Origin of the sequence: Bacillus sp. USDA818B3_A (assembly GCF_009928415.1) — a bacterium.
Lineage (GTDB): Bacteria > Bacillota > Bacilli > Bacillales > Cytobacillaceae > Neobacillus.
Genome location: NZ_JAABNN010000034.1, coordinates 26,129 through 34,140 on the forward strand (window position 1 = coordinate 26,129; position 8,012 = coordinate 34,140).

Here is an 8,012-nt window from a genome sequence, read left to right on the forward strand (position 1 = left end):
TTTATTTTTTTGTTAAAACTGTGAATAACTTTCTAGGATTTATAAACAGTCTGTCCACATGTGGATAGGCTGTGTTTCTATTGATAATTCCAGTTATCCACATACTAACAGGCCCTACTAGTACTTCTATTACTTTTTTAAAAAATATATTATATGTATGTGCAATAAAAAATATGTATTCATTGGAGGATTACATGCCATGAAATTTATCATCCAGCGGGACCGCTTAGTTCAAAGTGTTCAAGATGTAATGAAGGCTGTCACATCTAGAACGACCATACCAATTTTAACAGGAATCAAGATTACAGCGACAACTGAGGGAGTTACCTTAACAGGAAGTGATTCAGATATTTCAATTGAGTCATTTATTCCCAAAGAGGATGCTGGGAATGAAATTGTTGAAATAAAACAACCAGGTGCAATTGTCCTCCAAGCTAAATTTTTCAGTGAAATTGTAAAAAAACTCCCTACCGATTCAGTAGAAATAGAGGTTTTAGGATCTTTACAAACAGTGATTCGCTCTGGGAAATCCGAGTTCAACTTAAACGGCCTTGATGCAGAGGAATATCCACACCTTCCGCAAATTGAAGAAAACAATAAATTTCATATAGCAACCGATTTATTAAAAGCGATGATTCGTCAAACCCACTTTGCGGTGTCCACCTCAGAAACACGCCCCATCTTGACAGGTGTCAACTGGCGGATTGAAAACGAGGAACTAACCTGTATTGCAACAGATAGTCACCGTCTGGCACTAAGAAAAGCAAAGATCGAAACGGAGAATAATGAAACGTATAATGTTGTTATTCCAGGAAAGAGCTTAAATGAACTAAGTAAAATTATTGATGACTCTAATGAATTAATTGATATTGTTATTACTGAAAATCAAATTCTTTTTAAGGCCAAACACTTATTGTTCTTCTCAAGATTGTTAGAAGGGAACTATCCTGATACTTCCAGATTGATTCCGGATGAGAGTAAAACGGACGTAACTGTTAACACAAAAGAATTTTTACAGGCTATTGATCGGGCATCCCTCTTGGCCCGTGAAGGAAGAAATAATGTTGTTAAATTGTCCACCATTGAGGGAGGAACGATTGAAATTTCATCGAATACACCGGAGATCGGGAAAGTCGTTGAAGAAATTCAAAGCCAGTCTATTGATGGCGAAGAGTTAAAAATTTCATTTAGCGCAAAATATATGATGGACGCCCTTAAGGCATTAGAAGGCACCGAAATTAAAGTTAGCTTTACCGGTGCGATGCGGCCGTTTGTTATTCGCCCATTACATGATGAAACCATTTTGCAGCTGATCCTGCCAGTAAGGACCTATTAATCCTGCTGACAAACTATATGCCACCATATCACTGGTGGTTTTCTTTTTGTTAAAAGACTGCCTCAGAGAAGGAGTTTAAAAACCATTTATATGGATCTTTGATATTTTTTTTTGAGTTTCCTTTGTGTCTGGCAAATTTTTTTAGTAAAATAAAGTATTGGAACCATTTTTAGAAATGAGGATGAAATGATGCCTGAAAAAATTAAATTGGATACCGAATATATTACATTAGGTCAATTTTTAAAACTGGCGGATGTAATCCAAACTGGCGGTATGGCGAAATGGTTTTTAAGTGAACATGAAATATTCATCAATGGTGAACAAGACCAAAGACGGGGAAGAAAGCTTCGTGTTGGTGACAAAGTCCAGATAGCTGGCTTTGGGGAATTTGTGATTAGCGAGTAGCTAAAGGATGTTGTTACCATGTATATAGAAAAATTATCATTAAAAGACTATCGAAACTATGATGAGTTATTTGTCGAGTTTGAAAATAAAGTGAATGTCATTCTGGGTGAAAATGCCCAAGGTAAAACCAATGTCATGGAATCCATTTATGTCTTAGCCATGGCGAAATCCCATCGGACTTCAAATGATAAAGAACTTATTCGCTGGGACCAAGATTATGCTAAAATAGAGGGTAGGGTTCAAAAACTTCACAGCTCCCTCCCCTTACAGCTAGTCATCTCCAAAAAAGGTAAGAAGGCAAAGGTCAACCATATTGAGCAGCAAAAATTAAGTCAATATGTTGGAAATTTAAATGTAGTCATGTTTGCACCGGAGGATTTAAATATTGTTAAAGGCAGCCCCCAGGTGCGAAGACGATTTATTGATATGGAAATTGGCCAGGTCTCGCCAATTTATTTACATGATATGAGTCAGTATCAAAAAATACTTCAACAGCGCAATCATTACTTAAAGATGATGCAAATCAAAAAACAAAGCGACCCCACCATGCTCGAGGTCTTAACAGAGCAGTTTATTGAAATGGCTGTAAAAGTGGTGAAAAAGAGATTTGAATTCCTTAAATTACTCGAAAATTGGGCTAAACCTATTCATCAAGGAATATCAAGAGGCCTAGAAACCCTTGAAATTATCTATAAACCATCAGTAGAGGTATTAGAAGAACAAGATTTGTCGAAAATGATAGAAAGCTTTCAGGAAAAGTTTGCCAAGGTGAAAGCGAGGGAAATGGAACGAGGCACTACTTTGTTTGGTCCCCATCGTGACGACTTATTGTTTTTCGTTAATGGCAGGGATGTTCAAACCTTTGGCTCCCAAGGGCAGCAACGGACAACGGCCCTATCTGTTAAACTTGCCGAAATTGAGTTGATTCATAGTGAAATTGGAGAATATCCCATTCTTTTGCTTGATGATGTTTTATCCGAATTAGATGATTACAGGCAATCCCATTTACTTAATACCATTCAAGGGAAAGTTCAAACGTTTGTAACAACGACAAGTGTGGAAGGAATCGATCATCAAACATTAAAAGATGCCTCCACTTATATTGTCGAGGCGGGCAGCATAAAGAAGGTAAATTGAGGTGGGGCCATGTATATTCACATCGGGGAAGATTTAAATATCAGGGCAAAGGATATCGTTTCGATATTAGATAAAGAAAGTGCCCTTCAATCACCATTGGTAGAGGAATTTTTAAACCGGCAAACTGACAGAGTAGTTAACTTGTCTAAAAACCCCTATAAATCAGTCATTATTACGCATGAGAAGATTTACTTATCCCCCATTGCTTCAGGAACATTAAAAAAACGTTCAAATCAAATGAATATACACGAATTGTAATAATCATTTTTATTTAAATTTTTATAGTGATATTTTTTGTCAGAAGGTGCAGGTGAACAAGTATGAGTTTGGAACAAAAAACAGCAGTAGAAGGTTCATATGGTGCGGACCAAATTCAGGTCCTTGAAGGACTTGAGGCGGTTCGGAAACGTCCAGGTATGTACATTGGTTCAACAAGTGGAAAGGGTCTCCATCATCTTGTTTGGGAAATAGTGGACAATAGTATTGATGAGGCACTTGCAGGCTATTGTGATGAAATTAATGTCTTCATTGAGGAAGATAACAGCATCACAGTGAAAGATAATGGCCGTGGAATCCCAGTTGATATTCAGGAAAAAATGGGCAGGCCAGCTGTTGAAGTTATTATGACCGTACTTCATGCCGGCGGGAAATTTGGCGGCGGAGGCTATAAGGTCTCTGGTGGACTTCATGGGGTCGGCGCGTCGGTTGTAAATGCTTTATCGACTGAACTTGAAGTATTCGTTCATCGGGATGGTAAAATCCATTTCATTAAATTTGAACGCGGCCATGTAGTTACTGAACTTGAAGTAATCGGAACTACTGATCAAACTGGAACAACTACACATTTTAAACCAGATGGGGAAATTTTTACTGAAACATTAGTCTATGAGTATGATATTCTTGCGACCCGTTTACGTGAACTGGCATTCCTTAACAGAGGCATTAAAATTACTATTGAGGATAAACGTGTTGAAAATAAACGGAATGAATACCACTATGAAGGTGGTATCAAGTCATATGTTGAACATTTAAACCGTACGAAAGAAGTCATTCATGAAGAGCCGATCTACATGGAAGGAGAGCGTGATGGCATCAGTGTAGAAGTTGCACTCCAATATAACGAGGGCTATACAGATAACATTTACTCTTTCGCAAATAATATCCACACTTATGAAGGTGGAACGCATGAATCAGGCTTCAAGACGGCTTTAACAAGAGTAATCAATGATTATGCCAGAAAAAATGGTTTGATCAAAGAAAATGATACGAATCTTTCTGGTGAGGATGTTAGGGAAGGATTAACCGCAATTGTTTCGATTAAACATCCTGATCCACAGTTTGAAGGACAGACAAAGACTAAACTTGGAAATTCAGAGGTTAGAACAATTACTGATGCGGTTTTTGCAGCGACCTTTGATAAATTCTTGTTGGAAAATCCAACGATTGCCAGGAAGATTGTCGAGAAAGGCTTAATGGCTGCACGTGCAAGACTTGCTGCTAAAAAGGCTAGAGAGTTAACTAGACGGAAAAGTGCACTTGAGGTATCTAGTTTACCTGGTAAACTAGCTGACTGTTCTTCAAAAGATCCTGCAGAAAGTGAATTATATATCGTTGAGGGTGACTCGGCAGGCGGGTCAGCAAAGCAAGGGCGTGACCGTCATTTCCAGGCGATCTTGCCGCTGCGCGGTAAAATCCTGAATGTTGAAAAGGCACGACTTGATAAGATTCTTTCTAACAATGAAGTTCGGGCCATGATTACAGCCATTGGAACCGGGATTGGCGAAGATTTTGATATTGCCAAAGCCCGTTATCATAAAGTAGTAATCATGACAGATGCTGATGTCGACGGTGCCCATATACGCACCCTGCTCTTAACTTTCTTTTATCGCTATATGCGCAAGATTTTAGAAGCGGGATACGTTTATATTGCCCAGCCGCCTCTTTATAAGGTCCAGCAAGGTAAGCGGATTGAATATGCCTATAACGAGAAAGAGTTGGAAAAGATTTTTGCGGAACTCCCAGCAACACCTAGACCGAATATTCAGCGTTATAAAGGTTTGGGAGAGATGAATCCTGAACAATTATGGGATACAACAATGGACCCATCCACTCGAACCATGCTTCAGGTAAGTCTTGAAGATGCGATTGAGGCGGATGAAACCTTTGATATGTTAATGGGTGAAAAGGTAGAACCACGCAGGATCTTTATTGAAGAAAATGCTCAATATGTTAAAAATTTAGATATTTAAACTAAAGATGGAATTAGGGGTAGAGGGTGACCGCTATCCTCCTTTTTCTTTTTTTAGATGGGTGATCCAATAGGAGGTACCAAATATGGCTGAAACACCAAGTTCTAGAGTACAAGAGATTAATATTAGTCAGGAAATGAAAACTTCTTTCCTTGACTATGCGATGAGTGTTATTGTTTCGCGTGCCCTTCCAGATGTCCGGGATGGGTTAAAACCAGTTCATCGCCGGATTTTATATGCGATGCATGACCTCGGTATTCATGCAGATAAACCATATAAAAAGTCTGCCCGTATAGTTGGGGATGTAATCGGTAAATATCACCCGCACGGTGACTCTGCTGTTTATGAAACGATGGTTAGGATGGCGCAAGATTTTAACTATCGTTACATGCTTGTCGATGGCCACGGGAATTTTGGTTCAGTTGACGGGGATGCAGCAGCTGCTATGCGTTATACAGAATCGAGGATGTCCAAAATTTCAATGGAGCTCCTTCGGGATATCAACAAAGATACCATTGATTATCAGGATAACTATGATGGTGAGGAAAGAGAGCCGGTAGTCTTGCCAGCGCGTTTTCCTAACCTGCTTGTAAATGGGACAACCGGTATTGCCGTAGGTATGGCAACAAACATACCTCCCCATCAATTGGGAGAAGTTATTGATGGAGTATTGGCGGTAAGCCACAATCCGGAGATCTCTACACAAGAATTAATGGAAATTATCCCAGGACCCGATTTTCCAACAGGTGGTATGATCATTGGCCGCAGTGGGATCAGAAAAGCCTATGAAACGGGCCGGGGATCAATTACTGTTCGTGCTAAGGTGGAAATTGAACAGAAATCTAACGGTAAAGAAGTAATCATTGTTACAGAGATCCCTTATCAAGTCAATAAAGCGAGACTGGTTGAAAAAATTGCTGAATTAGCTCGTGATAAAAAAATTGAGGGCATTACCGACTTAAGAGATGAATCAGACAGAAAAGGAATGCGTATTGTCATCGAGGTTCGGAAAGATGCAAATGCGAATGTCCTTTTGAATAACTTATACAAACAAACAGCACTTCAAACAAGTTTTGGTATTAATACATTGGCACTTGTAAATGGTCAGCCGAAGGTATTAAGCCTAAAACAATGCTTAGTCTATTATTTAGACCATCAAAGAGTGGTTATACGCCGTAGAACACAGTTTGAGCTAAATAAAGCAGAAGCACGTGCCCATATTTTAGAAGGGTTAAGAATTGCACTGGATAATTTAGATGCGGTGATTACCTTAATCCGTAACTCACGTACAACTGATATTGCCCGTGAAGGTTTAATGACTGAATTTAATCTTTCTGAAAAACAGGCTCAGGCAATTCTTGATATGCGCTTGCAGCGTTTAACAGGTTTAGAAAGAGAAAAAATTGAGGAAGAGTTCCAAAGTTTAATGAAGCTTATCGCGGAACTAAAAGCAATTTTAGCAGATGAAGAGAAAATTCTAGATATTATCCGTGAAGAATTATTAGAAATTAAGGAACGCTTTAATGATAAGCGCCGCACGGATATTGTTATGGGTGGAATTGAAAATATTGAAGATGAAGACCTGATTCCTCAAGAAAATATTGTTATTTCCCTTACCCATAATGGATATATTAAGCGTCTCCCAGTATCTACTTATCGTGCACAAAGACGGGGTGGGCGTGGTATCCAAGGAATGGGAACAAATGAAGATGACTTTGTAGAGCAGCTAATTACAACCTCTACACACGATACCATTTTATTCTTTACCAACAAAGGAAAAGTCTATCGATCTAAGGGGTATGAAATTCCTGAGTTCAGCAGAACAGCTAAAGGAATTCCAATTATAAACCTTTTAGGGATAGAAAAAGGTGAATGGGTAAATGCCATAATCCCTGTAGAGGAATTTGTGGACGATTGGTTCTTATTCTTTACAACAAAAGAAGGAATCTCTAAGCGCTCTCCACTGTCATCCTTTGCCCATATTCGTAATAATGGGTTAATTGCCTTAAGTCTGCGCGAAGGTGATGAATTAATCTCCGTGCGTCTGACTGATGGAAACAAACATATCATTATTGGGACGAAAAAGGGTATGCTCATCCACTTCCCTGAAACGGATGTACGATCCATGGGACGTACTGCTACCGGGGTTAAAGGAATCACCTTGGATTCGAATGATGAAGTTGTCGGAATGGAAGTATTAGAAGAAGATAACGACGTATTGATTGTGACGAAAAATGGTTATGGAAAACGTACACCTGCATCAGAATACCGTATTCAAGGCCGTGGCGGTAAAGGAATAAAAACTTGCCATGTCACGGAGAAAAATGGTGATTTAGTTTCAGTGAGAGCTGTAACAGGTGAAGAAGACCTCATGCTGATTACAACAGGCGGAGTCTTGATTCGAACTGATGTTGCGGAAATTTCCCAGATGGGACGAAATACACAAGGTGTTAAACTCATTAGCCTAAAAGAAAGTGAAGATGAGTTTGTTGCAACAGTTGCGAAGGTTGAAAAAGAAGAAGAACCTGAGCAAGGTGAAGAAAATGAACTAGAAGAAGAAATCCTTGATCAAGGTGAAGATAATAATCTTCCGATAGATGAAGAATAAGTGAAAAAAAGGGGCATGCAAATGCTCCTTTTTTTTGTGCACAAAAATCAAATGGGTATTTAATGAATCTCCGGCTATAAAAATAATTAAAAAAACTTTTAATATATTGTTGATTTATTCATTTAGAGGTGGTATATTAATTAAGTCGCTTCGGGGCGATGGTCGTTCTTTGAAAACTAAACAAACAAAAACGTCAACAAACAATAACTATTCATTTCTTAGGAAATGAAGCCAACGTAACAAAATGAGCTAATCAACTTTCTTGGAGAGTTTGATC

At 38.8% G+C, this 8,012-nt stretch carries 6 protein-coding genes; all 6 read left to right on the forward strand.

Annotation, left to right across the window (positions count from 1 at the left end; genetic code table 11):
• Positions 1 to 199: 199 nt before the first annotated feature.
• The 6 genes from dnaN to gyrA all read left to right on the forward strand — a co-directional run bounded on the left by dnaN (position 200) and on the right by gyrA (position 7,735).
• Entirely contained in the window at positions 200 to 1,336 is a 1,137-nt protein-coding gene (gene dnaN / locus GXK58_RS25665; protein ID WP_160726010.1) for a DNA polymerase III subunit beta, read from the forward strand.
• Positions 1,337 to 1,525: 189 nt separating this feature from the next.
• A complete protein-coding gene (yaaA, locus tag GXK58_RS25670) occupies positions 1,526 to 1,741 on the forward strand; it encodes a S4 domain-containing protein YaaA (RefSeq protein ID WP_098530203.1) in 216 nt (71 codons plus the stop codon).
• An 18-nt stretch (positions 1,742 to 1,759) separates the two neighbouring features.
• Entirely contained in the window at positions 1,760 to 2,878 is a 1,119-nt protein-coding gene (gene recF / locus GXK58_RS25675; protein ID WP_160726011.1) for a DNA replication/repair protein RecF, read from the forward strand.
• Positions 2,879 to 2,887: 9 nt separating this feature from the next.
• Entirely contained in the window at positions 2,888 to 3,136 is a 249-nt protein-coding gene (remB, locus tag GXK58_RS25680) for an extracellular matrix regulator RemB (RefSeq protein ID WP_160726012.1), read from the forward strand.
• A gap of 62 nt (positions 3,137 to 3,198) precedes the next feature.
• A complete protein-coding gene (gene gyrB, locus GXK58_RS25685) occupies positions 3,199 to 5,127 on the forward strand; it encodes a DNA topoisomerase (ATP-hydrolyzing) subunit B (protein ID WP_160726013.1) in 1,929 nt (642 codons plus the stop codon).
• An 85-nt stretch (positions 5,128 to 5,212) separates the two neighbouring features.
• Entirely contained in the window at positions 5,213 to 7,735 is a 2,523-nt protein-coding gene (gyrA, locus tag GXK58_RS25690; protein ID WP_160726014.1) for a DNA gyrase subunit A, read from the forward strand.
• Positions 7,736 to 8,012: the final 277 nt, after the last annotated feature.

Excerpts from the sequence above, each read along its gene's own strand:
- yaaA (WP_098530203.1), top strand. The coding sequence starts at position 1,526 with ATGCCTGAAAAAATTAAATTGGATACCGAATATATTACATTAGGTCAA.
- remB (WP_160726012.1), top strand. The coding sequence starts at position 2,888 with ATGTATATTCACATCGGGGAAGATTTAAATATCAGGGCAAAGGATATC.
- dnaN (WP_160726010.1), top strand. The coding sequence starts at position 200 with ATGAAATTTATCATCCAGCGGGACCGCTTAGTTCAAAGTGTTCAAGAT.
- gyrA (WP_160726014.1), top strand. The coding sequence starts at position 5,213 with ATGGCTGAAACACCAAGTTCTAGAGTACAAGAGATTAATATTAGTCAG.
- gyrB (WP_160726013.1), top strand. The coding sequence starts at position 3,199 with ATGAGTTTGGAACAAAAAACAGCAGTAGAAGGTTCATATGGTGCGGAC.
- recF (WP_160726011.1), top strand. The coding sequence starts at position 1,760 with ATGTATATAGAAAAATTATCATTAAAAGACTATCGAAACTATGATGAG.